Raw genomic sequence first — 23,117 nt, forward strand, 5'->3', positions numbered from 1 at the left:
CGATGGAACTGCGTCCGGAGCAGCTGGCCAGCCAGGGCGCTGATACCCCGCTGGCGCCGGTCTATCTGATTGCCGGGCCTGAAACCCTGCGCGTGCTGGAAGCGGCGGATGCCATCCGCGCGCGTGCACGTGCCACCGGCATCGGTGAGCGCGAGGTGTTCGACGCGGATGGTCGCGATTTCGACTGGAACCAGCTCGACGCAACGTTCAACGCGCCCAGCCTGTTCAGCGACCGTCGCCTGGTCGAGGTGCGCCTGCCCAGCGGCAAGCCAGGCAAGGACGGGGCCGAGGTGATCAGCCGGTTCTGTGCCGACCCGGCGCCGGACGTGGTGCTGCTGATCACCGCCAATGAATGGAGCAAGGCCCACCAGGGCAAGTGGGCCGAGGCGGCCAACCGTATCGGTGTGCTGTCGGTGGCCTGGGCGATCAAGCCGCATGAACTGCCGGACTGGATCGAGCGCCGCCTGCGCAGCAAGGGCCTGCGTGCCGATCCGGCCGCAGTGCAGCGGCTGGCCGAACGGGTGGAAGGCAACCTGCTGGCTGCCGCGCAGGAAATCGACAAACTGGCGCTGCTGGCCGATGGCCAGCCGCTGGATGTGGAGCGGATGGAGTCGCTGGTGGCCGATGCGGCCCGCTACGACGTGTTCCGGCTGGTGGAAGCCACCCTCTCCGGCCAGGCAGCGGCGGTCCTGCGCATGCTGGCCGGTCTGCGCGGAGAAGGCGAGGCGGTCGCCGCGCTGATGCCGATCGTGATCCGCGAACTGCTGGCCGGTGCGGGCCTGGCACGAGTGCAGGCGCGTGGCGGCAATCTGGCTGCCGAGATGAAATCGCGTGGTATCTGGGAATCGCGGCAGGCGCCGTACAAGCGCGCGCTGCAACGGCACCCGGAAGGCAAGCGCTGGGAGCGCTTCGTGGCGGAGGCCGGGCTGGTCGACCGTATCGCCAAGGGACGCGCCGACGGCGATGCGTGGCTGGCGCTGGAGCGCCTGCTGGTGGCCGTGGCCGAAGCTCGTGCCGTGCGCCTGCTGGCGCGGGCCTGAGCCATGAGCCTGCGGATCTATTACGGGGGCACCTTTGATCCGGTGCACCTCGGCCACCTGGCGATCGCGCGCGCCGCGCGTGATGAACTGCAGGTGGCGGTCCGCATGTTGCCCGCTGCCGACCCGCCGCACCGTGTGCCGCCCGGGGCTACCGCCGAACAGCGTTGCACCATGCTGTCGCTGGCCATCGGCGACGAGCCGGGGCTGCTGCTGGACCGCCGCGAACTGGACCGTGCTGTGCGCTTTCCCGGCCGCCCGTCCTATACCGTCGACACCCTGCGCGATCTGCGCGGAGAGCTCGGCCCCAGCCGGCCACTGGCCTGGCTGGTAGGGGCCGACAGCCTGCTCGGCCTGCCCAGCTGGCACGAGTGGGAGGCCCTGTTCGGGTTGGCCCATTTCGTGGTCGCTGAACGCCCCGGCAGCCCGCTGCAGGCCTCGGTGGATGGCGAGCTGGGCCGGGCGCTGGAGGGGCGCTGGGCCGACAACGAGCAGGCCCTGTTTGCCAGTCCGGCCGGGCGTATCCTGCGCCTGCACCATCCGCTGCGCGCGGAATCGGCCAGTGCCGTACGTGCCCAGATTGCCGCTGCCGGCCCCTGGCGGGCGCTGCTGCCGCCGGCCGTGGCCGACTATGTCGCTGCACACGGGCTGTACCGCCCGGCTACGCCGTGAATGGCGCGGCCGCAGCATCCCCGTATAATCGCCCCTACGTTTATCGAGTCGATCCACTTTGAGCAACCAGACCCAGCCCCAGACCATCAAGGTCGATCTGCCCAGCCCGCCGCCGTCCGTGCCGGAACTGCTGGCCAGCGTCCGTCAAGCCACCGAAGACCTGAAGGCCAAGGACCCGGTCGAGATCGACGTGCGTGGTCGCTCCAGCGTCGCCGACTACATGGTGGTCGTGTCGGGTACGTCGACCCGCCACGTCAAGTCGATTGCCGATGAAGTCGTGCGTTTCGCCAAGAAGATCGATGTCATGCCGCTGGGTGTGGAAGGCGAGCGCGAGGCCGAGTGGGTGCTGGTGGACCTGGGCGATGTCATCGTGCACGTGATGCTTCCCCGCGTGCGTGAGTTCTACGCGCTCGAGCGTCTGTGGACCGTCGGCGACCAGCCGCCGTCCCGCGACGACGACGAAGTGGCCTGAGCCACGCGTTGATGCATCCCTTCGACGGCGCCGATGGCGCCGTTGACGTTTTGGAGGACCGTTGATGAAAGCCCGACTGATCGCTACCGGCGAGCGTGCACCCAGCTGGGTGGCGCAGGGCTTTGCCGAGTATCAGAAGCGACTGTCGCACTGGTTGCCCTTCGAGCTGGTGGAAATCGAGCCCGGCCTGCGTGGCAAGGGCCGAGACCCGCGTCGCGCCACCGAAGATGAAGGCAAACGGGTGATCGCTGCGCTGCCGAAGAATGCTTACGTGGTGGCGCTGGATGTACCGGGTCGCCAGCTCAGTTCCGAGCAGCTCGCACAGCGCCTGGAACATTGGCGTGGGCAGGGCAGGGACCTGGCGTTCCTGATTGGTGGCCCGGAAGGCCATTCGCCGGAAGTCTCCGCGCTGGCCGATGAGAAGTGGTCGATCGGGCCGCTCACGCTGCCGCACATGCTGGTACGCCTGGTCGTTGCCGAGCAGCTGTATCGCGCCGCCGCAATGATTGCCAATCACCCCTACCATCGCGCGTGAAGAGTCGTTATACTGTTCGTCTGCCCGAATAGCTCAGCCGGTTAGAGCACTTGACTGTTAATCAGGGGGTCGTTGGTTCGAGTCCAACTTCGGGCGCCACTTTGAGAAACCTGCATCGCGAGATGCAGGTTTTTTTTTGCTTTGTGGTAGAGCCGAGCCCACGCTCGGCTGCACCTGCGAATCCGAGCATGGCTCGACGCTACAATGCAGCGTCATCGACTACGGATGTTGATTGTGCGCGCGCTCCTGTTCGTGGTTTCCCTGCTGCTTGCGATAGCGCCGTTCGCCGCAGCGAAGGCCGCGCCCTCTACCTGGCATCCGCCGCAGGGCACCACCGGGATTCCGTTGTGGCCACCGGGCAAGGTGGGCGTGCCGCCGAAGTTGAAAGGCCCCGAGCAGGTCAGCGAAGTGATCTCCGAAGCCAGTGGCGAACACTGGATGATGCTGCAGAACGTAGCTGTGCCGACCCTCACCGTGTTTCCGCCGAAGGGGCCGGCCAACGGCACAGCGGTGATGGTGGTGCCCGGCGGAGGCTACCGCGTGTTGGCAATGGACCTGGAAGGCAGTGAGATCTGCGACTGGTTGACCGGCCAGGGCATCACCTGCGCGCTGCTGAAGTACCGTGTGCCGGCATCGGGGCCGAACTGGGATCGCGACTGCAACTGTCGAGACATTCCAGCGGTGCCGATGGCGCTGCAGGATGCACAGCGCGCGATGGGCCTGCTGCGTTCGCAGGCCGAACGCTGGAAGATCGATCCGAAGCGGGTGGGGGTCATCGGCTTTTCCGCGGGTGGCCACGTGGTGGCTGGATTGAGCACGCATGGCACGCGCAGCTACGCTGCGGTCGATGCCGCGGATGCGCTGCAAAGCCGCCCGGATTTCGCGATGGTGATGTACTCCGGACATCTGTGGACCGGTGCCAAGCACGGGCTGTCGCTGGTCGATGACATCGCCGTGGATGATGCGGTACCGCCTACCTTCATCGTGCAGGCCACCGATGACCCGACCGATGACGTGCGCGAATCGCTGACCTATTACCGTGCGCTGATCGACGCGAGCGTGCCGGTGGAAATGCATCTGTTCGCGCGTGGCGGCCATGCCTTCGGCCTGCGGGTGAAGGACGCGCCGGTGGCGGAGTGGCCGCATCTGGCCGAACGTTGGATGCGCGATATCGGCATGCTACCCAGAGTCTTGTAGAGCCGAACCCATGTTCGGCTGCTCTGCTTCGTAGCGTCGAGCTTGCTCGACTGCTGCGGAAAGCCAGTCGAGCAAGCTCGACTCTACAGAACGCGCCAGTCGAGCAGGCTCGACTCTACCCAGCAGCAGCCGGGCATGGCTCGACGCTACAGTTTCAGGTCGCCTCCGCAGAACGCCACCAGCGTGATGGTCGCCACCACCAGGATCGCGCCGAACAACACCCACTCCCAGCGCGTGAAAACCGGCTCGCCACGCTGGTGCCGTGTCTGTGCGAACAGCACCACGCCCGGCACATACAGCAGCACCGACAGCAGCAGGTTGTCCAGGCCACCGGCATACACGAGCCATAACGCATAGGCGCTGGCCAGCAGCGCAACGATGAAATCGCGCCAGCGGGCACCGGGCGCGCTGGAGTAAGCTTGGCCCTGCCAGGCCAGCTTCACGCCGAATGCGCTGGACAGGAAGTACGGCACCAGGCTCATCGATGCCGCCAGCAGCACCAGGCTGGTATAGCTGCCCGATTTGAACAGCACCAGCAGCAGGAACAGCTGGATCAGCCCGTTGCTCAACCAGAGTGCGTTGGCTGGTACGCCGCGGGCGTTTTCGCGGCCGAGGAACGCGGGCATCGTGCCATCGCCGGCGGCGGCGTACAGCACTTCGGCACACAGCAGTACCCAAGCCAGCAGCGCACCCAGCACGGAGATGATCGAGCCGACGATGATCACTGTCGCGCCCCATTCGCCGACGATGGCGCGCAGCACATAGGCCATCGACGGATTGGGCAGTGCGGCCAGTTCCGCCTGCGACAGCACGCCCATCGACAGCAGGCTGACCAGTACCAGCAGCAGCCACACACCGGAGAAGCCGATCACCGTGGCGCGGCCGACATCGGCGCGGCGCGCGGCACGCCGTGAGTAGATACTCGCGCCTTCGATGCCGATGAACACCCATACGGTGACCAGCATCATGCCGCGCAGCTGCTGGCCCAGATCGCCCAGTGCGGGCCTGCCGAAGAAGTCGGCACGGAACACGTCCATGCGGAACGCGCCGGCGGCCAGGATCAGGAACAGCGCGATCGGCAGCAGCTTGGCGACGGTCACCAGGCCGTTGACGATGGCTGCGGTGCGCAGGCCGCGCAACACCAGCAGGTGTACGGTCCACAGCAACAGCGACGAGGCTGCCACGGCGGCAGGCGTGTTGCCCTCGCCGAAGACCGGCATGAAGTGGCCGAGACCACTGAAGATCAGCACGAAGAAGCTGGCGTTGCCCAGTACCGAGGCGACCCAGTAACCCCACGCAGCAGAGAAGCCGATGTAATTGCCGAAGCCCTCGCGCGCGTAGGCGTAGATGCCGGTATCGAGATCAGGCCGGCGGTTGGCCAGGGCCTGGAACACGAAGGCCAGCATCAGCATGCCGGCGCCGCTCAGCGCCCAACCGATCAGCGCGGCGGCCGGGCCAGCGCTGCGCGCCACGTTCTGTGGCAATGAAAAAATTCCCGCGCCCACCATCGAGCCGACCACCAGTGCGATCAACGCGGGCAGGCCCAGGCGCTGCGATGTCGCGGCCATGGTGATCCCCTGCGGCGGTGATGCCGCGAGCACACGGTAGCCATGTGCTCGTGAACACGCCTGCAAGAGGCCGAACGACAAAGGCCCGGGCATCTGCCCGGGCCTTTGAAGGTGTTGCGTTGACGGAGGGTGCTTGTATTACTTGAAGGTGTACTTGGCACCGACAGTGAAGTAGCGACCGATGGCACCGCTGAAGTGCATCGGGTTGTAGTTCACGCCGCCATAGGTCAGCGGATCCAGCGGAGCGATACGATCAAAGACGTTCTCCACCGATGCGTTCAACTCGAAGGCGTCCGTGATGGCCCAACGGCCGGAGAGGTCGAAGGTGGTGAACGAAGAGATCTTCTTCACCGGTGAACCGTCGGCATAGAAGAACTGGTACTTGCCGCCGCGCTTGTCGGTGTTGTCCATGCTGGAGATGTAGTTGGCAACGCCGCTTACGCTCCACGGACCCTGCTTCCAGGTAGTGCCGAAGTTGATGCGATCCTTCGGAGTGCCGATGCAGTTGGTGACGTCACAGTTGCCGTGCGTACCCAGGAAGTCATCGGTGCTGTCACCGCTGGTGCGCTCGAACTTCAGTAGATGGCTCCACTGCAGATCCATCTCCAGCTGGCCCGGGCCGATGTCGAAGGTCTGACGGATGTCGGTATCGATACCGCGTACGCGCGAGGCGCTGGCGTTGATGTACGCGGTGTTGACCGCCAGGATGCTGCCGGTGCCGGCTACGCCATTGAGCAGGTTGTTGTCGCGCAGCACGTTGCCGGCCCGGATCGCGTCATCGGTATCGCCCTGGGCGATCTCGTTGGTGCGCTTGATTTCCCAGGCGTCGACCGTCAGCGAGGTGGAGCGGGTCGGCTGCAGCACGATACCTACCGAGTAGCTCTTCGACTCTTCCGGCTTCAGGTCCTTGTTCGGACGGGTGATGATCGCCACTGACTGCGAGCCGCAATCGTCCGGCGAAGCGCCCGGTGCCGGAGTTTCGCCACCGGGGCAGCGGATCGGGTCCGAAGCAGTGGAGAAGGCGGCCAGGCCACCGTCACCGTTTTCGGCCGGGTTCGGCGCACGGAAGCCTTCGGCATAGCTGGCGCGCACGGCGATCCAGTCGGCCGGGGTCCACTTCACGCCCAGCTTCGGGGTGGCCTTGCCTTCACCGCTCTCGTATTTGTCGTAGCGCAGAGCCGCCGACAGTTCCAACTGCTCCAGCACCGGCGCGGACAGTTCAACGTAGCCGGCGTACACGTTCTGCGTGCCGTCGTAGGCCGAGTAGCCCAGGCCGATGATGTCACCCGTGTCGGTGTAGGTCTGCGGGGTCAGGCTGTTGCTGGTCTTGCGCCATTCGGTACCGATCGCCAGGCCCAGCGGGCCGCCCTTCAGGTCCATCAGGCTGCGCGACACGGTGAAGTCGAACATGTCGAGGCTGGACTTGGCACGTGCACTGATCTTCGGCGAGATGTAGTCGTACAGCGCCTGGGAATTCAGATTGGCGTTGTCGCCGATGCGCCATACGCCACCGGCACAGTTGGGATTGCCCAGCGCGCACTGCACGGCGCTGTAGCGCAGGAAGCCGGTGCGCTCGTTGACCAGGTCGGTGCCCGAATGCAGGTAGGCGGTGTCGTAGCTCCAATCACCCCAGTTGCCCTTGACGCCAACCAGGAAGCGGTTGAACTCATTGGTGTTGTCGGTCACGCGCGGACCGACGTCCCAGGCCGAATAACGCAGGCGCGAGGCCTGGCCGGGAATCGGGTTGTCCGGGTGGTTGGGACCGAGCACGACTGCCCCCGGGCCGCTGTTGCCGTTGACCGGCCCGCCGGGGTAACCCCAGCCACCAGAAGCGGCCGAAGGCGTGTTGCTGAAGGTCGTTTCCTTCTTCGAGTAGCCGATCTCGGTGTAGATTTCGCCGCCCTCACCAAAAGCGAAGCTGGCGCGGCCGAACACGTTGACGTACTTCTCTTCCGGCGAGATATCGCGATACAGCTGCGCCGGATCCCACAGGCAGCCCTGCGCGGCGACCGAGGCATCGGTCTGGCCGCCGATGGTGGTCAGGCCCTGGCAACCCGGCAGCGGGACGAGAGTGGCAGGATTCTTTTCGGTGACATTGCGATCGTCGTACACCGAACCGTTCGGGCCGACGCCACCACGGGTCTTGCCGCTGAGGAAGGCGCCGCCCAGGAACTGGGCATTGTTACCGTAGCCCCACTGGCGGGTGTCGCCGGTGCCGATCCACTTGCGGTTCTTGCGATCGCTGATCTTGATTGCGTCGCTCTTGCCGACGTCCAGGCTGAAGAAGGCATTCCAGCCGTCGGTGGCCATGTCGCCAGTACCAGCGGTCAGGGTCGCCTTCCGGGTGTCGCCGTCGCCGTCACCGGAAACGCCATAGGAGCCGCGCAGGATGGCACCCTGGAAGTCGCTGCGCAGGATGATGTTGACCACGCCAGCGATGGCGTCGGAACCGTAGATCGCCGAGGCGCCATCCTTCAGCACTTCGACGCGTTCAACGGCGTCGAGGGGGATGGTGCTCAGGTCGGTGAAGACCTTCTGGCCGTCATCGGCCAGGCCGTAGGTCGCCATGCGGCGGCCGTTCAACAGCACCAGCGTCGAACCGGCGCCGAGGCCGCGCAGCGAAATGCCGGCGCCACCACCAGCGAAGCCATTGCCGAACGACTTGGGAATCGAGCCGGCGCCATTGGCGGTAATGGTCTGCAGGTATTCAGCAACCGTGGTCTTGCCGGTACGGTCGATTTCCTGGCGGGTCACCACCTGCACCGGGGACGGTGTTTCAGTGTTGGTGCGCGGGATGTTCGAGCCGGTGACCGTGATGCGGTCCAGGTTGGTGGCCTTTTCCTGCGCGAAGGCGGAGGTGGAAGCCACGGCGCCAACCAGCAGCAGGGTGCCGCCGGTAAGGATATGGGTGATGGACGATGCCAGGGTGGAGCGGCGGCGGCTGGCGGGCCGTTGGATCGGGTGTTTCACAGCTTCTCTCCTAACTGGAAAACCTTAGCGTTGAGGGCTGTCGCCGGAAGGGTCCGGGACGGGCCAATCTAGGTTTCCAATGGGTGACGAAGTCGTGAAATTTTGCTTAATCGGTAACGCTTGATGGTGGGCTTTGCTGAATCTGGCGTTTCGATGGCCAGGGCCGGCCCGGCGGGTGCCGGGCCGGCTGTAGAGACCGTTGGATGCTCAATCCGGCAGCGAGAACTGCACCGGCACCAGGCCGATGGCCGGCACGGCCACACCTTCACGCTGGGCGGGTTCGAAGCGCCAGTGCTTCAGCACCTGCTGGCGTGCGGCTTGATCCAGGCTGCGTGAGCCGCTGCTGCGCTCGATGCTGACCGCTACCGGTTGGCCGCTGTTGTCCACTTCCACGCGCAGCAGCACCGTGCCCTGCTCGTGGTTGCGCAGGGCCGGGACCGGGTAGGCCGGCGGCGGGGCGCTGCGGTACTGCAGCTGCGCACCTGCCAGCGGCGTGGAGCTGTCGATGCTCGGTGCCGTCTGCACCGGCACCGGATCAGCAGCAGGCAGGATGATGCCCAGTGCCTCCTCGGCGGTGGCGGTGGGGGCGGGCAATGGCGTTGGCATGACCTGCTGCCGCGGCACGACCTTTACCTGCACCTGTTCCGGGTCGGCAGGCAGCTTGGGCGGTTCCGGTGGTCTGGGCTGTTCCTTCGGGATCAGCCGCACCGTGGTGTTGTCGCGGGGCAGTGCAGTGACGGCCTGGTAGGTCGCCGGGATCAGCAACATCAGCAAGGCGAGCAGATGCAGGGCAATGGCCGCGCTCCAGGCGGCAACGCGGGCGGGGTCGAAGTGCAGGGATGCAACGGGATACGTACGAACCATGGTCCACCTCCATGCCAGTGACGAAGTCCTCAACGCACCAGGGCCGATGACGGGGTTGCCGCACGCGGCTGGCAGTGCATCAGTAGCGCGGCACCACCGCCACTGCCTAGAGGCAGGGGCGGCATCGTTGGGCTGGCCTTCATCCAGCGCCAGCGGCAGGCATGAAAAAAGGCAGATCCCCTGCGGGACCCGCCTTTGTCGGTAAAGACGAACGGGATCAGCGACCCAGTTCGAACACCACGTCCAGGTTGACCGAGACGGTCGATTCGCCCGGTGCGACCGGTGTGGCCTTGTCCATCGCCGCGCCGGCGGACATGGCCCGCATCATCGGCATCGGACGGTAGCCGCCGCCAGCGTTCTCGGAAATGCTGACGATGCGGCGCACCTGCAGGCCCAGCGACTTCGCATAGGTCTGGGCACGGGCCTGGGCCTTCTTCAGCGCGGCCAGGCGGGCTTCGTCATAGACCGGTTCCGGCTGGTCGATCTCGAAGCTGGGGCCGTTGATCTGGTTCGCGCCCTGCGCTGCCAGGGCATCGAGCACCTTGCCCAGCTTGGCGATGTCGCGCACCTTCAGGCTGACCGTGTTGCTGGCCTGGTAGCCGGTGATCTTCGGCGCTTCGTTGTCGGCATAGCGGTACTGCGGATTGAGGCTGACGCCGCTGGTCTGCACGTCGCGCTCGGCAATGCCGGCGGCCTTGATCGCGGCCAGTACCTTGTCCATCTGCTGGGCGTTCTGGCGCATGGCACTGTTGCCATCGGCAGCCTGGGTGACCACGCCGGCCGACAGGGTGGCCACATCCGGCACGCGGGTGGCTTCGGCGTTGGACGAGATGTTCAGCAGGGTGCCTTCGGCCGGGGCGGCGATCGACGGCGACGGCGGGGCAGCATGGGCGGTCATCGAGGTTCCAAGGGCGAGGGACAGGGCAAGCAGCAGCGGGGTGGCGGTCAGGCGCATGGAGAACTCCTTGTTGTGCCATTGAGGGTGGTGTCGTAGCGATGAACGCGCTGTGAGCCCGATCGGGGTTGAACGCGTTCCGGGACGGGTTGCCGACGATTCAGGTGTCGGCCTCAGGTTATGCTGTGCCGATGCTCTATCTTGCTTCCCGCTCCCCCCGACGCAACCAGTTGCTGGCCCGACTCGGACGCCCCTTCCAGGCCCTGGACCTGGAGGTTGCCGAGCAGCGCGCGCCCGCTGAAAGCGCCGAACAGTACGTCTGTCGTGTCGCTGCCGACAAGGCGCGCGCCGGGCTGTCCCGGGTACTGGTCGATGACCCGCAGGCGCGGGTGCTCGGCTCGGACACCGAGGTGGTGCTGGACGGGGAGGTGTTCGGCAAGCCGGCCGACGCCGCCGATGCCCGGGCGATGCTGGCGCGGCTGGCCGGACGCACCCACCAGGTGATGACCGCGGTGGTGGTGGTCGGTGCGGAGGGCCTGGACAGCGAGCTGGTCGTTTCCGAGGTGACCTTCGCCCCGATCAGCGCGGCCGACATCGCCGCCTACGTGGCTACCGGCGAGCCGCTGGACAAGGCTGGCGCCTACGCCATCCAGGGCGGTGCCGAGCGTTGGATCGAACATCTTTCCGGCAGCTATTCCGGCGTCATGGGGCTGCCATTGCTGCATACCGATCGTCTGCTGGCGCGCTGCGGCGTGCCGGCCACAACTGCTGATGCCGCCAGGGAGGCTGCCGATGTCTGAGGAAATCCTGGTCAATGTGACCCCGCGCGAAACCCGGGTCGCGGTGATCGAGAACGGCATGCTGCAGGAACTGCACATCGAGCGCGGTTGGCGCCGGGGTGTGGTCGGCAACATCTACAAGGGCAAGGTGCAACGGGTCATGCCCGGCATGCAGGCCGCCTTCGTCGAAGTCGGTCTGGAGCGTGCCGCATTCCTGCACGCCAATGACGTGGTGCGGCCGGCGCCGGTGGCCAGTGCAGATACCGAGAACACCACCCTGCCGCCGCCCTCCAGCGTGCCGATCGTGGAGCTGCTGCGCGATGGACAGGACATCGTCGTACAGGTGGTGAAAGACCCGATCGGGACCAAGGGTGCGCGCCTGACCACGCAGATCAGCATTCCCTCGCGTTACATGGTGCTGCTGCCCCAGTCCAAGGTGGTGGGCGTGTCGGCGCGCATCGAGGACGAAGGCGAGCGCGCGCGGTTGAAGGCGCTGGTGACCGAATTGTCGGCCCAGCACGGTGGTTACGGCTACATCGTGCGCACCAATGCCGAAGGCCAGCCGGCCGAAGCCATTGCCGAAGACGTCGCCTACCTGTCGCGGGTCTGGAACGTGGTTGAGCGACGCGGCCGTGAAGCGGCCTCGTGCAGCAACATCTACGAAGACCTGAGCCTGCCGCTGCGTTCGGTGCGCGACCTGATCCGCAAGGACGTGGACAAGGTGAAGGTGGACTCCAAGGAGACCTTCGCCCAGCTGCAGGCCTTCGTGGCCAAGTACATGCCGGTGCTGGCCGAGAAGATCGAGCTCTACAGTGGTGACCGTCCGATCTTTGACATGTTCGGGGTGGAGGACGAGATCGGCCGCGCGCTGGACAAGCAGGTACCGCTGAAGTCCGGCGGCTACCTGGTCATTGACCAGACCGAGGCGATGACTACCATCGACGTCAACACTGGCTCCTTCCTGGGCCAGCGCAACCTGGAAGAGACGGTGTTCCGCACCAACCTGGAGGCCGCGCAGGCGGTGGCCAGGCAGCTGCGCCTGCGCAACCTGGGCGGCATCATCATCATCGACTTCATCGACATGGACGATGCCGAACATCGCCGCCAGGTGCTGCGCACCCTGGAGAAGGCGCTGGCGCGTGACCATGCCAAGACCACCGTGTACGACTTCTCGCCGCTGGGCCTGGTGGAGATGACCCGCAAGCGCACAGTGGAAAGCCTGGAACGCCAGCTCTCGGAAACCTGCCCGCAGTGCAGTGGCCGCGGCACCATCAAGACCACCGAAACGGTGACCTATGAGATCTTCCGCGAAATCACCCGCGCGGTACGCCAGTTCGATGCGGCACGCCTGCTGGTGATTGCCTCCACCAAGGTGGTGGCACGGATCACCGATGAGGAATCCACGGCCGTGGCCGAGCTGGAGGAGTTCCTCGGCAAGAGCATCCGCTTCCAGGCGGACGAGCAGTACCTGCAGGAGCAGTTCGATGTTGTTCTGCTCTGATCCAGGCCGACTGTCTGCTTTCGGTGGCCGATGAGCGCGCCGCCGCGCCTGCGACTGCGAAGGATCCGCCGTCATTTCATCGCCGCCTGCGCGGTTGGCCTGGTTGGGCTTGCCCTGCTGGTCGGCACCCTCAGCCAGCTGTTGCCGCTGGCTGAGCGCCATCCCGAGAAGATTGCTGCGTGGCTGAGCGAACGCGCCGGACAGCCGGTGCGCTTCGAGCAACTGGATACCACCTGGACCCGGCGCGGTCCGCTGCTGCAGCTCAAGGGCCTGCGCATCGGCGCCGGCCAGGGCCTGGCCATTGGTGAAGCCGAAGTGCTGGTGTCAATGTACAGCGGCCTGCTGCCGGGCCGCTCGCTGACCGAGCTGCGCCTGCGTGGCCTGGCGCTGGACCTGCAGCAGGGCGAGGACGGCCGTTGGTCGGTGCGTGGCCTGCCGCAGGCCGACAATGGCGGGGACCCGCTGGAGGCGTTGCGCCGGCTGGGCGAACTGCAGGTGATTGGTGGCCGTCTGGGCGTGCATGCCCCCGGTTTGGGCATCGACACCACGTTGCCACGCATCGACCTGCGCTTGCGCGTCAATGGTGAGCGCCTGCGGGTGGGCGTGCGCGCCTGGGCCCAGACCGAAGCGCTGCCGTTGACTGCGGTGCTGGACGTAGACCGCGTGCACGGCAACGGCCAGGCTTGGCTGGGGGCCGATCCGGTCGATTTCCATGCCTGGTCGCCGCTGCTGGCCGCCGGCGGTGTGCGCCTGCGCGAGGGCAAGGGTGAACTCAACCTGTGGCTGACCCTGCGTGATTTTGCACCGGTGGCGTTGACCACCGATTCTGACCTGCGCGACGTGCGCGTCGACGGTGAACCGATGCCGGGCCTGGCTGCACCACGGTTGCAGCTGCAGCGGTTGCAGGCACGCCTGCGCTGGCAACGGCAGGCCGATGGCTGGGCGTTGCAGGTACCACGCCTGCGCCTGAAGACGGAAGAGGGCGAGCAACAGCTCGATGGCCTGCAGCTGCAGGTCGGCAAGCAGCTGCGGGTGAGTTCCGGTGAAGTACAGGCCGGCACCGCGCTGCGGGCACTGGCACTGAGCGATCGCCTTGAGCCGGGGCTGCGCCGCTGGCTGTTCCTGTCCAAGCCGCAGCTGGACGTCGCAGAGCTGCAGGTGTCCGGCGAGCGCGATGGCCCGTTGTGGGCACAAGGCGAGCTGCAGTCGCTGGGTTTTGCCAGCGTGGGCAATTCGCCTGGCCTGCGCGGCTTGGGCGGCCGCTTCGAGGGCGATGCCAATGGCTTCAGCCTGCAGTTGCAGCCGCAACGCCAACTGCAGTTCGATTGGCCCACCGGCTTCGGCGTGCGCCACGATCTGCACCTGGCGGGCCAGGTGGTGGGCTGGCGCGATGAAGGCGGCGGCTGGCGCATCGGCACCGCTGCGATGCGCGTGGAGGGAACCGATTACGCGGCCGACGTGCGCGGCGGGCTGTGGTTCCAGGGCGACGGCACGCGGCCGTGGATGCAGCTGGCGGCCAAGCTGGACGATGTGCCAATGACCGCGGCCAAGCGCTTCTGGATCCATTCCAGGATGAGCAAGGGCGCCACCGATTGGCTGGACATGGCACTGGCCGGCGGCCAGGTGCGCAACGGCATCGGCCTGGTCAGTGGTGACCTGGACGACTGGCCGTTCGACAACAACGATGGCCGTTTCGAGGCGACCGGCCACATCACCAATGGTGACATCCGCTTCCAGCACGACTGGCCGCTGATGAGCCAGGTCGATGCCGATATCGCCTTCATCGGCCCCGGCTTCGACATGCACGGGCGTGGCGACCTGGCCGGCGTGGCGGTGCAGAAATTCGAGGCGGGCATCCAGGACTTCGGCCAACAACCGCTGTATGTGCGTGCCGACACGCAGAGCGAGGCCGGCAAGCTGTTGGCGATGCTGCGGCAGAGCCCGCTGCACAAGGATTATGGCGACACCCTGGACAACCTGACGGCAGCAGGTCCGGCGCATGTGACCTTCGACCTGCTGCAGCCGCTGCATCACGACGAAGGTGGCGGTCACCTGCAGGGGACGGTCGATCTGGCGGGGGTGAAGCTGGTCGACAAGCGCTTCCAGCTGACCTTCGACAACATGCACGGGCAGGCGCGCTACGGCAACGGCGGTTTCGATGCTGAAGAGCTGTCGGTGCGCCATCTCGGCCAGGACGGTCGCCTGAGCCTGCGTGCCGGTGGCTACGTGCGCGACAGCAAGCTGGCGTTCGAATCGCAGCTGTCGGCCAATCTCGACGCCGGCGTGCTGATCGACCGCGCACCGGAGATGGCTTGGCTCAAGCCCTATATCAGTGGCGTCTCGCCCTGGACCATCGCGGTCAACCTGCCCAAGGTCGCGCCCGGTGCACCGGCACCTCCCAGCGAACTGCGGCTGAGCTCGGACCTGGTCGGCACCCGTCTGGACCTGCCGGCTCCGCTGGATAAACCGGCCGGGGAGCCTTTGGCGACCACGGTGGCCGCGCAGCTGCCAATGGGCGCCGGCCGTATCGATGTGGCCTTCGGCCAGCGTCTGGCCCTGGCCGCACGCAGCCACAACAACCGCACCGGTGTGCAGGTCACGCTGGGCAGCGACCATGTCGATCGCGAGCCGCCGCCGAGCGGGCTCACCGTCAACGGCCGCAGCCCGACCCTGGATGCGCTGGAGTGGATCAGCCTGGCCCGTGGTGGCGGCGACGATGACACGATGCCGCTGCGTGCGGTGGATGTGCAGGTCGGCAAGCTGATGCTGATCGGCGGCGTCTTCGAACAGACCCGGTTGCAGCTGCAGCCCGGCCCGCAGGCACTGGACGTGCGCCTGGATGGACCTACGCTGGCCGGCCGTTTGACCGTGCCCAACGCTGCGGGCGGCACCATCAGTGGCCAGCTCGACCGTGTGCATTGGCAATCGCTGCCGCCATCGCCGGGCGCGGCCGCTCCGGCGCGGGTGCAGGCCGGTGCCGATGACATGGATCCGGCCAAGCTGCCGCCGTTCGCACTGGACATCGCCGACCTGAAGTTCGGCAAGGTCGTGCTCGGCCAGACGGTGCTGCGCACGCGGCCGCTGGCCAATGGCCTGAACGTGGATGAGCTGCGCTTCCGCGCGCCGGACCAGGAGATCGACATCAGTGGCCGTTGGCTCGGCCGCACCGGCGGTGCCCGTACCGAGCTGAGCGCGCAGGTGCGCAGCGAGGATCTGGGCGGACTCATGCAGAACCTCGATTACGGCGGCCAGCTGCGCGGCGGTTCGGGCCGGGCGCAGTTGCAGGCGTCATGGAGCGGCGGCCCGTCGGACTTCCAGCTGGGCAACCTGCAGGGCACCCTCGATCTGCACGCGCGCAACGGACAGTTGCTGGAGCTGGAACCCGGTGCCGGCCGCGTGCTGGGCCTGCTCAGTGTCACCCAGCTGCCGCGGCGCCTGATGTTCGACTTCCGCGACTTCTTCTCCAAGGGCTTCGCGTTCAACCAGATCGACGGCAGCATGCAGTTCGGCCAAGGCATGGCGCGCACCGACAAGGTATTGATCGAGGGCCCGGCAGCGAACATCACCATCCGCGGCCAGGCTGACCTGCGCAACCAGCAGTTCGATCAGACCATCGACGTCAACCCGCGTGCCGGCAACCTGCTGACCGTGGTCGGTGCGGTGGCCGGCGGGCCGGTGGGCGCCGCGCTCGGTGCCGCCACCAATGCGGTATTGTCCAAGCCATTGGGCGAAATCGGCGCCCGCACGTACAAGGTGACCGGTCCATGGAAGGAACCGAAAGTGGAAGTGATCGAACGCAGCCGCGACAAGACCCCGCCGCCTGCGCCCAAGCCGGCACCGGCCATTCCGCCGACCGTCACCGACCTGCCGCGCTCGCGCTGAGCGTGGCCTTCCTGTTCACGGGGCTTGCCTGAGCGCCCCCGCATCCCCAGATCGAGACCATGACTGATACCGCCCTGACGCTTGCCCAAGACCGCCTGTTGCGCCCCGGTGGCCTGGATACCGCTGGCCTGGAGCGCACCTTCGGCCAGTTGCTCGGCCCCGGTGTCGACTTCGGCGACCTTTATTTCCAGCACGCGCGCCGCGAGAGCTGGAGCGTGGAAGACGGCATCGTCAAGGATGGTGCCCATTCCATCGAGCAGGGGGTGGGCGTGCGCGCGATTGCCGGGGAGAAGACCGGCTTCGCCTACTCCGATGACATCCATGCCGACGCACTGCTGGCGGCAGCACAGTCTGCGCGTGCGATCTCGCGTGAAGGTGGTGCCCAGTCCGGGCGTTCACTGCTGCGCGGCAACGCGCGCGCGCTGTACCCGGCACTGGACCCGATCGACGGCATCGGCAACGAGGCCAAGGTCGAGGTGCTCAAGCGCCTGGACGGCTACCTGCGCGCCGCCGATCCGCGCGTGAAGCAGGTGATGGTCAGCCTGTCCGGCGGTGTCGATACGGTGCTGATCGCCCGCAGCGACGGAGTACTGGGCGCCGACGTGCGCCCGCTGGTGCGCTTGAACGTGCAGGTGATCGTCGAGCAGAACGGTCGCCGTGAATCCGGCTATTCCGGTGGCGGTGGCCGCTATGGCTATGAAGAGCTGTTCGCCGAGGGGCGCCCGGAAGCGTTTGCCCGCGAGGCGCTGCGCCAGGCACTGGTGAACCTGGACGCGGTACCCGCCCCGGCCGGCGTGATGCCGGTGGTGCTTGGCCCAGGCTGGCCCGGTGTGCTGCTGCACGAAGCGGTCGGACACGGCCTGGAAGGCGATTTCAACCGCAAGGGCACCAGCGTCTACGCCGGCCGCATCGGCGAGCGCGTGGCCGCAGCGGGCGTGACCATCGTCGACGACGGTACCCTGGATGGCCGCCGTGGCTCGTTGAACATCGACGATGAAGGCCACCCGAGCCAGTGCACCACGCTGATCGAGGACGGCATCCTGGTCGGCTACATGCAGGACAGCCTCAACGCACGGCTGATGGGCATGGCGCCGACCGGCAACGGTCGCCGTGAATCGTTCGCGCACCTGACCATGCCGCGCATGACCAACACCTACATGCGTGCCGGCCAGCACGATCCGCAGGAAATGATCCGGTCGGTGAAGAAAGGCCTGTATGCGGTCAACTTCGGCGGCGGCCAGGTCGACATCACCAGCGGCAAGTATGTGTTCTCGGCCACCGAGGCCTACCTGATCGAGGATGGCCGGATCACCGCGCCGGTGAAGGGGGCGACCCTGATCGGCAACGGCCCGGAAACCATGCAGAAGGTGCGCATGGTCGGCAACGACCTGGCCCTGGACGAGGGCGTGGGCATCTGCGGCAAGGACGGGCAGAGCGTGCCCGTGGGCGTCGGCCAGCCCTCGCTGCTGATCGAGGGCATTACCGTCGGCGGTACCCAGGCCTGAGCCGGGCGATGGCCACCGCCACCGCCAGGCCCGATGGGAACTCAGTCCTCGTCGCTGGCGTCGGCCGCGTCGTCGGCTTCGATGCCGTCGTCGCCGGCCTTCAGACCCAGCGCGGCAGGCAGCATCAGCGTGCGCAGCACTTGGAAGATCTCGCGGTAGGCACGCGGTGGCTTGTTCTTGGCCTTCTCGGCCTGGGCGTTGCGTACCAGCGTGCGCAACTGCTGGCGGTCGGCCTGCGGGTAATCATCGAGCAGTGCAGCCAGCGCCTTGTCGCCCTCGGCAAGCAGGCGTTCGCGCCAGTCTTCGGCACGGTGCATCATCGCCACTTCGCGGCGGCCGGTCTCACTGTTGGCATCCAGCGCATCGCGGATCGCATCCAGGGTGGCATCTTCCTCGCGACGCATGTGCTTGGCCAGGAACGCCAGCTGGCGCTTGTGGGCGATGTGGGCGGTGATCCGCTTGCACTCGGCGATGTGCGGCAGCAGATCCTCCGGAACCGGCAGGCGCGCCAGCTGGGCCGGGGTCAGCGACACCAGCTTCTCGCCCAGGGCCAGAACATCGAGCGCATCGCGCCGGTTCTGGCTGCGGCTCTTGTCGTGGAATTCACCGGTTTCTTCGTCGCGTCCGCGCATCGTCCATACCTGATTTCTAAAAAAGTCGCCCGGCGTGATGCCGGGCCCAACCTGTACAGGATAAAGCATTGAACGTGATCGCCCCTGAAGTCGCCGTTGGCGACGACAGCCCGGCCCGGCTGGAACGGCTGGCCGACTTCTCCCAGCAGCTGCTCGACCGTGCGCGCGCCCTGGGCGCCAGCCAGGCCGAGGTCAGTTGCAGCGAGGACCGTGGCCTGGAGGTCAATGTCCGCCTCGGTGAAGTGGAGACCGTGCAGTCCACCCGCGACCGCGGCATCGCGGTGACCGTCTATTTCGGCCAGCGCAAGGGCAGTGCCAGCACCGGCGACCTGAACGAGGCCAGCCTGGCGGCCACCGTCGAGCAGGCCTGCGCGATTGCCCGGCATACCGAGGACGACCCGGCCGCCGGACTTGCCGAGGCCGCGTTGATGGCCACCGAATTCCCGGATCTGGATGCCTGGCACCCGTGGGCGCTGCAGGCCGATGAGGCGGTGGACCTGGCCCTGGCCTGTGAAACCGCCGGCCGCGAGGCTGACGCGCAGATCCGCAATTCCGACGGCGCCTCGGTGTCGAGCATGCAGAGCCTGTCGGTGTATGCCAATTCGCATGGCTTCATCGGCCGCGAGCGGGGCACCCACCATTCGATCGGTTGTGCGCTGATCGCCGGCCAGGGCGATGGCATGCAGCGCGACGGTTGGTATACCGGTGCGCTGGCCCGTGAAGACCTGGAGGATGCGGGCCTGGTCGGCCGACGTGCCGCCGAGCGCACCGTCGCCCGCCTGCAGCCACGGTCGCTGCCCACTGGCAGCATGCCGGTGCTGTTCGCCCCGGAAGTGGCGCGCAGCCTGGTTGGTCATCTGCTGTCGGCCGTGTCCGGCGGCGCACTGTACCGCCAGGCCAGCTTCCTGCTGGACAGCGTCGGCCAGCAGCTGTTCCCGGACTGGATGCAGATCGAGGAGCTGCCGCACCTGCGCCGTGGCCTGCGTTCGGCCACCTTCGACGGCGACGGCGTGGCCACCCGGGCCTCGGCCCTGGTCCGCGACGGGGTACTGCAGCGCTATGTGCTGGGCAGCTACTCGGCGCGCAAGCTGGGCCTGCAGACCACCGCCAACGCCGGTGGCGTGCACAACCTGCAGCTGGCTGCCAATGCCGGCACGTTGCAGGACATCGCGCGGCAGATGGGCGACGGCCTGCTGGTGACCGAGCTGATGGGGCAGGGCGTGAACGGAGTCACCGGTGACTACTCGCGGGGTGCCGGTGGCTTCCGTGTCGAGAACGGCGAGATCCAGTATCCGGTCGACGGCATCACCATCGCCGGCAACCTGCGCGAGATGTTCCGTTCGATCGAGGCGGTCGGCAGTGATGTCGACCCACGCTCGCACATCCGGACCGGCTCGATTCTGCTGGGGCGGATGACCATCGCCGGTAATGATTGATGGCGTCGATGGCGTAAGCTATGCCCGCCTGACGCAGCCAGCTTGGTGCTGGTGGGTCAAGACCACCCAATAAAAAGGAGTTTTGTCGTGAGCGAATTCGATAACGTCCCGCCGCCGCCGGCCACCACCACCGCACCGGCCGACCAGCGCACCATGGCTCTGGCCGCCCATCTGCTGGGCATCTTCACCTGGTTCATCGGCCCGCTGATCATCTGGCTGATCAACAAGGATGACGCCAGCAAGGCCTTCGTGACCGACCAGGCCAAGGAAGCGCTGAACTTCCAGATCACCATCACCATCGCGATGCTGATCTGCATCGTGCTGACCATTGTGATCATCGGCGGCATCCTGGCCCCGATCGTCGGCATCCTGAACCTGGTGTTCTGCATCATTGCCGCAGTCAAGGCGAACAACGGCGAAGCCTACCGCTACCCGTTCGCACTGCGCCTGGTCAAGTAAGGTCGGCTGCACGTAGAAAACAAGAACGCCCGGCACTGCCGGGCGTTTTTATCTGCACGGCCGGTAGCGCCGTGCCATGGCCGGCGAGCGCGCAGTGCGGCAGCTCCGCGCCAGCGATCAGTGATCGCGTTCCACCGCCAGCGTCGCCAGCGCGCGCAGCGCGTCGGCTTCCTCGCCGTATCCGGCGAGAGTGGCCTGCATGCGCGCCGCGAGTTCGCGCAGCTGGGTCTTCGCCCCGTCCATTCCAAGCAGGGCGGGGAAGGTGCTCTTGTCCTGCGCCTGGTCCTTGCCGGCGGTCTTGCCCAACTGCTCGGAACTGGCTTCGACATCCAGGATGTCGTCACGTACCTGGAAGGCCAGGCCGAGTGCATCGGCGAAGCTGTCGAGCTGGGCCAGCTGCGGTTCGTGGGCCTGGCCGCACAGCGCGCCCATGCGCACCGCCGCGCGGATCAGCGCGCCGGTCTTCAATGCGTGCATGCGTGTCAGTGCCGCCAACGTCTGCTGCTGGCCGGTGGCATCGATATCCAGCGCCTGGCCGCCGCACATGCCGGATGCGCCTGATGCCTGGGCCAGGGTCTGCAGGCAGGCCACGCGCAGCGTCGCCGGCAGCGGTGCATCGGCCAGCAAACCGAAGGCACGGGTCTGCAGCGCATCGCCGGCGAGGATCGCGGTGGCTTCGTCGAAGGCGATGTGCGTGGTTGGCTTGCCGCGACGCAGGGCGTCGTCGTCCATGGCCGGCAGGTCGTCATGCACAAGCGAATAGGCGTGGATCAGCTCGACCGCCATCGCCGCCGCGTCCAGGTTTTCCGGTTGCGCGCCGAACAGCTGGCCACTGGCGTACACCAGCAGCGGGCGCATGCGTTTGCCACCGCCGAGCACCGAATAGCGCATGGCCTGGTGCAGGCGCTGCGGAGCCTCGGCTGGCGAGGGCAGGGCGGCGTCGAGCTGGCTTTCAATACGGTCGCGCCAGCGCGCGAACAACGTCTCAGCCGTCATGGCTGGGCGGATTAAAAGGCTCGGATGCTTCCGGCTGTGCCGGATCGCTGAGCAGGCGCACGCGTAGTTCCGCCTGCTCCAGCGCCTGCTGGCACTGACGGTACAGGCCCACGCCGCGTTCATAAGCACTGAGCGAAGCTTCCAGGCTCAGCTCGCCGGTTTCCATCTGCTCCACCAGTTGCTCCAGCGATTCGAGCGACTGCTCGAACTGGGCGACAGGGGAGGCGTTTTCGGGGGACTTCTTGGCCATGCGGCAAGTGTGGACGGGCCGCGCGCGGGGGTCAATTCACCAGCCGCCCGGGCGCCAGTGCAACTGCGCATCGTGGGCCTGCAGCCAGGCCTGCAGGGGCGCAGCAATGACAACGTCGGCGGCGGCCAGCAACTGCGGGCCATCAAAGAGCAGTGGCAGCTGCGCGCGTCGCCACGGTGCGAGATGTTCGCGTTGCAGGCAGTCCTTCAGCGCGTGCGAATGCTGGCGACCGGGCAGCAGAATGCGCTCACCCCCCACGCGTGCGCGGACCTGCAGCGGGCGTTCGAAGGCTGGGGCGCCCTGCAGGCGCAGCTGGCCGCCATCGGGCAGGGGCAGCGGTGCGCGTCCATCCCATTCGGCCTGCCAGTCGTTCGGCAGCGTGGGACATTGTGCAGGCAGCAGGTAGGCGTGGTCGCGCCATTGCTGGATCGCGTGATCGTGCCAGCGAACGCGCGCTTGGCGATCATTGTCGGCCGGCAGCAACTCGTCCAGCGCCTGCTGCAGCACCGTGGCCGGCAGCGGTGCCGCACCGTGCAGGACCACCCAGGCACGCAGCACGCGTGCGGCACGGCCCGGCGAGACCTGACGCAGCAGCGGCAGTGACAGCACACGGGGTGCCACTTCCAGGTGTGCGACCAGCTCGGCGTCTTCCTTATCGAGCAGTTCGCGGGTCTGCCCGCAGTGCGCTGCGCTGCCCGCCAGTGCCGCAATGGCCTGCGGCCAGCGTTGGCGCAACAGCGGCAGTACCTGCAGGCGCAGGAAGTTGCGATCGGCGTGGTCGTCGGCATTGCTGGGGTCTTCGATCCAGCGCAGTGCGTGGTGGCGCGCGTAATCGAGCAGTGCACTGCGCGGGACCGCCAGCAGCGGCCGCCACAAGGGATGTTCGCCAAGGCGGCTGTGCGTGGACATCGCCGCAAGACCATCGACGCCGGAAGCGCGCAGAGCGCGCAACAGCAAGGTCTCGGCCTGGTCGTCCTGATGCTGCGCCAGTGCCAGCGTTTCGCCGTCGCGCAGTTCGGCCGCGAACGCGGCACGTCGCGCCAGTCGCGCCGCGCCCTCGGTGCCCAGGCCTGTGCCGTTCTCGACCCGCACGCGATGCACGGCCAGTTCAATGCCCCATGCATCGCATTGCTGCTGGCAGTGCTTCACCCACTCATCTGCGGCAGCTTGCAGGCCATGGTGGATGTGTACTGCGCGCAGCGGGATACCAGAGGCTTGCGCACAGCGCCACAGCCAGTGCAGCAGCACGGTGGAGTCGACACCACCGCTGTAGCCCACCAGCAGCGGCGCTTCCAGCGGAACGAGGGCAGGGAAGGCAGTCACGGCGGCAAGTATAGGGTTGGTCGGCAGGGCTGCGCCCTGCACCCGCTACGATCCAGAGCAACAGCAACGGCAACGGCAACGGCAGAAGCTGGTTTCCTGAGGGTTGGCGGGGTGGGGCCGGTTGCGGGAGACGCCGTAAACCCG

General features: G+C 66.9%; 19 protein-coding genes and 1 tRNA gene. 12 read left to right on the plus strand and 8 right to left on the minus strand.

What is annotated here, in order from left to right; all coding sequences use genetic code 11:
- Positions 1 to 2: 2 nt before the first annotated feature.
- The 6 genes from holA to ABR323_RS21275 all read left to right on the plus strand — a co-directional run bounded on the left by holA (position 3) and on the right by ABR323_RS21275 (position 3,913).
- Entirely contained in the window at positions 3 to 1,040 is a 1,038-nt protein-coding gene (gene holA, locus ABR323_RS21250) for a DNA polymerase III subunit delta (RefSeq protein ID WP_439450730.1), read from the plus strand.
- 3 nt (positions 1,041 to 1,043) lie between these two features.
- Positions 1,044 to 1,709, plus strand: a complete 666-nt coding sequence (gene nadD / locus ABR323_RS21255) for a nicotinate-nucleotide adenylyltransferase (protein ID WP_439450731.1) — start codon at positions 1,044 to 1,046, stop codon at positions 1,707 to 1,709.
- Positions 1,710 to 1,767: 58 nt separating this feature from the next.
- Entirely contained in the window at positions 1,768 to 2,181 is a 414-nt protein-coding gene (rsfS, locus tag ABR323_RS21260) for a ribosome silencing factor (protein WP_012511764.1), read from the plus strand.
- A 64-nt stretch (positions 2,182 to 2,245) separates the two neighbouring features.
- Positions 2,246 to 2,716, plus strand: coding sequence for a 23S rRNA (pseudouridine(1915)-N(3))-methyltransferase RlmH (gene rlmH, locus ABR323_RS21265; RefSeq protein ID WP_005418108.1), 471 nt, complete (start codon positions 2,246 to 2,248; stop codon positions 2,714 to 2,716).
- 22 nt (positions 2,717 to 2,738) lie between these two features.
- Positions 2,739 to 2,815, plus strand: a tRNA-Asn gene (locus ABR323_RS21270).
- Positions 2,816 to 2,968: 153 nt separating this feature from the next.
- Positions 2,969 to 3,913, plus strand: a complete 945-nt coding sequence (locus tag ABR323_RS21275; protein WP_439450744.1) for an alpha/beta hydrolase — start codon at positions 2,969 to 2,971, stop codon at positions 3,911 to 3,913.
- 146 nt (positions 3,914 to 4,059) lie between these two features.
- Here the strand turns inward: ABR323_RS21275 and arcD are convergent, their stop codons facing one another.
- The 4 genes from arcD to ABR323_RS21295 form a co-directional block, all read right to left on the minus strand.
- A complete protein-coding gene (gene arcD / locus ABR323_RS21280) occupies positions 4,060 to 5,481 on the minus strand; it encodes an arginine-ornithine antiporter (protein WP_439450732.1) in 1,422 nt (473 codons plus the stop codon).
- Between the two features lie 138 nt (positions 5,482 to 5,619).
- Positions 5,620 to 8,451 (minus strand): TonB-dependent receptor, encoded by a 2,832-nt coding sequence (locus ABR323_RS21285; protein WP_439450733.1) that lies wholly within the window; start codon positions 8,449 to 8,451, stop codon positions 5,620 to 5,622.
- 207 nt (positions 8,452 to 8,658) lie between these two features.
- A complete protein-coding gene (locus ABR323_RS21290; protein ID WP_439450734.1) occupies positions 8,659 to 9,315 on the minus strand; it encodes an energy transducer TonB in 657 nt (218 codons plus the stop codon).
- A 217-nt stretch (positions 9,316 to 9,532) separates the two neighbouring features.
- A complete protein-coding gene (locus ABR323_RS21295; RefSeq protein ID WP_439450735.1) occupies positions 9,533 to 10,270 on the minus strand; it encodes an SIMPL domain-containing protein in 738 nt (245 codons plus the stop codon).
- A 131-nt stretch (positions 10,271 to 10,401) separates the two neighbouring features.
- Between ABR323_RS21295 and ABR323_RS21300 the strand changes: the two genes are divergently transcribed.
- Genes ABR323_RS21300 through tldD form a run of 4 tightly spaced genes read left to right on the plus strand, consistent with a single transcriptional unit; the run spans position 10,402 to position 17,877 of the window.
- Positions 10,402 to 11,010: a Maf family nucleotide pyrophosphatase gene (locus ABR323_RS21300; protein WP_135274653.1), complete on the plus strand. Its 609-nt coding sequence runs from the start codon at positions 10,402 to 10,404 to the stop codon at positions 11,008 to 11,010.
- On the plus strand, positions 11,003 to 12,490 hold the full coding sequence (gene rng / locus ABR323_RS21305) for a ribonuclease G (RefSeq protein WP_439450736.1): 1,488 nt from the start codon (positions 11,003 to 11,005) through the stop codon (positions 12,488 to 12,490). Before ABR323_RS21300 ends, rng begins: the two co-directional genes overlap by 8 nt.
- 30 nt (positions 12,491 to 12,520) lie before the next feature.
- Complete coding sequence (locus tag ABR323_RS21310) at positions 12,521 to 16,372, plus strand: YhdP family protein (protein WP_439450737.1); 3,852 nt, start codon at positions 12,521 to 12,523, stop codon at positions 16,370 to 16,372.
- A gap of 59 nt (positions 16,373 to 16,431) precedes the next feature.
- A complete protein-coding gene (tldD, locus tag ABR323_RS21315) occupies positions 16,432 to 17,877 on the plus strand; it encodes a metalloprotease TldD (RefSeq protein WP_135274650.1) in 1,446 nt (481 codons plus the stop codon).
- A 41-nt stretch (positions 17,878 to 17,918) separates the two neighbouring features.
- Here the strand turns inward: tldD and yjgA are convergent, their stop codons facing one another.
- Positions 17,919 to 18,509 (minus strand): ribosome biogenesis factor YjgA, encoded by a 591-nt coding sequence (yjgA, locus tag ABR323_RS21320; RefSeq protein ID WP_439450738.1) that lies wholly within the window; start codon positions 18,507 to 18,509, stop codon positions 17,919 to 17,921.
- A gap of 68 nt (positions 18,510 to 18,577) precedes the next feature.
- Between yjgA and pmbA the strand changes: the two genes are divergently transcribed.
- Together pmbA and ABR323_RS21330 are read left to right on the plus strand one after the other, a co-directional pair.
- Entirely contained in the window at positions 18,578 to 19,945 is a 1,368-nt protein-coding gene (pmbA, locus tag ABR323_RS21325; protein ID WP_439450739.1) for a metalloprotease PmbA, read from the plus strand.
- 87 nt (positions 19,946 to 20,032) lie between these two features.
- Positions 20,033 to 20,404, plus strand: a complete 372-nt coding sequence (locus tag ABR323_RS21330; protein ID WP_057496924.1) for a DUF4870 domain-containing protein — start codon at positions 20,033 to 20,035, stop codon at positions 20,402 to 20,404.
- A gap of 117 nt (positions 20,405 to 20,521) precedes the next feature.
- Here ABR323_RS21330 and ABR323_RS21335 read toward each other — a convergent pair whose 3' ends face one another.
- From ABR323_RS21335 to tilS, 3 genes are read right to left on the minus strand one after another with little or no spacing between them, the layout of a single operon-like run.
- A complete protein-coding gene (locus tag ABR323_RS21335; protein WP_439450740.1) occupies positions 20,522 to 21,400 on the minus strand; it encodes a polyprenyl synthetase family protein in 879 nt (292 codons plus the stop codon).
- A complete protein-coding gene (locus tag ABR323_RS21340) occupies positions 21,390 to 21,650 on the minus strand; it encodes an exodeoxyribonuclease VII small subunit (protein ID WP_439450741.1) in 261 nt (86 codons plus the stop codon). Before ABR323_RS21340 ends, ABR323_RS21335 begins: the two co-directional genes overlap by 11 nt.
- Positions 21,651 to 21,686: 36 nt before the next feature.
- Complete coding sequence (gene tilS / locus ABR323_RS21345) at positions 21,687 to 22,973, minus strand: tRNA lysidine(34) synthetase TilS (RefSeq protein ID WP_439450742.1); 1,287 nt, start codon at positions 22,971 to 22,973, stop codon at positions 21,687 to 21,689.
- Between the last annotated feature and the right edge of the window lie 144 nt (positions 22,974 to 23,117).

This window comes from Stenotrophomonas sp. ATs4, assembly GCF_051861585.1.
GTDB classification, from domain to species: Bacteria; Pseudomonadota; Gammaproteobacteria; order Xanthomonadales; family Xanthomonadaceae; genus Stenotrophomonas; species Stenotrophomonas maltophilia_AS.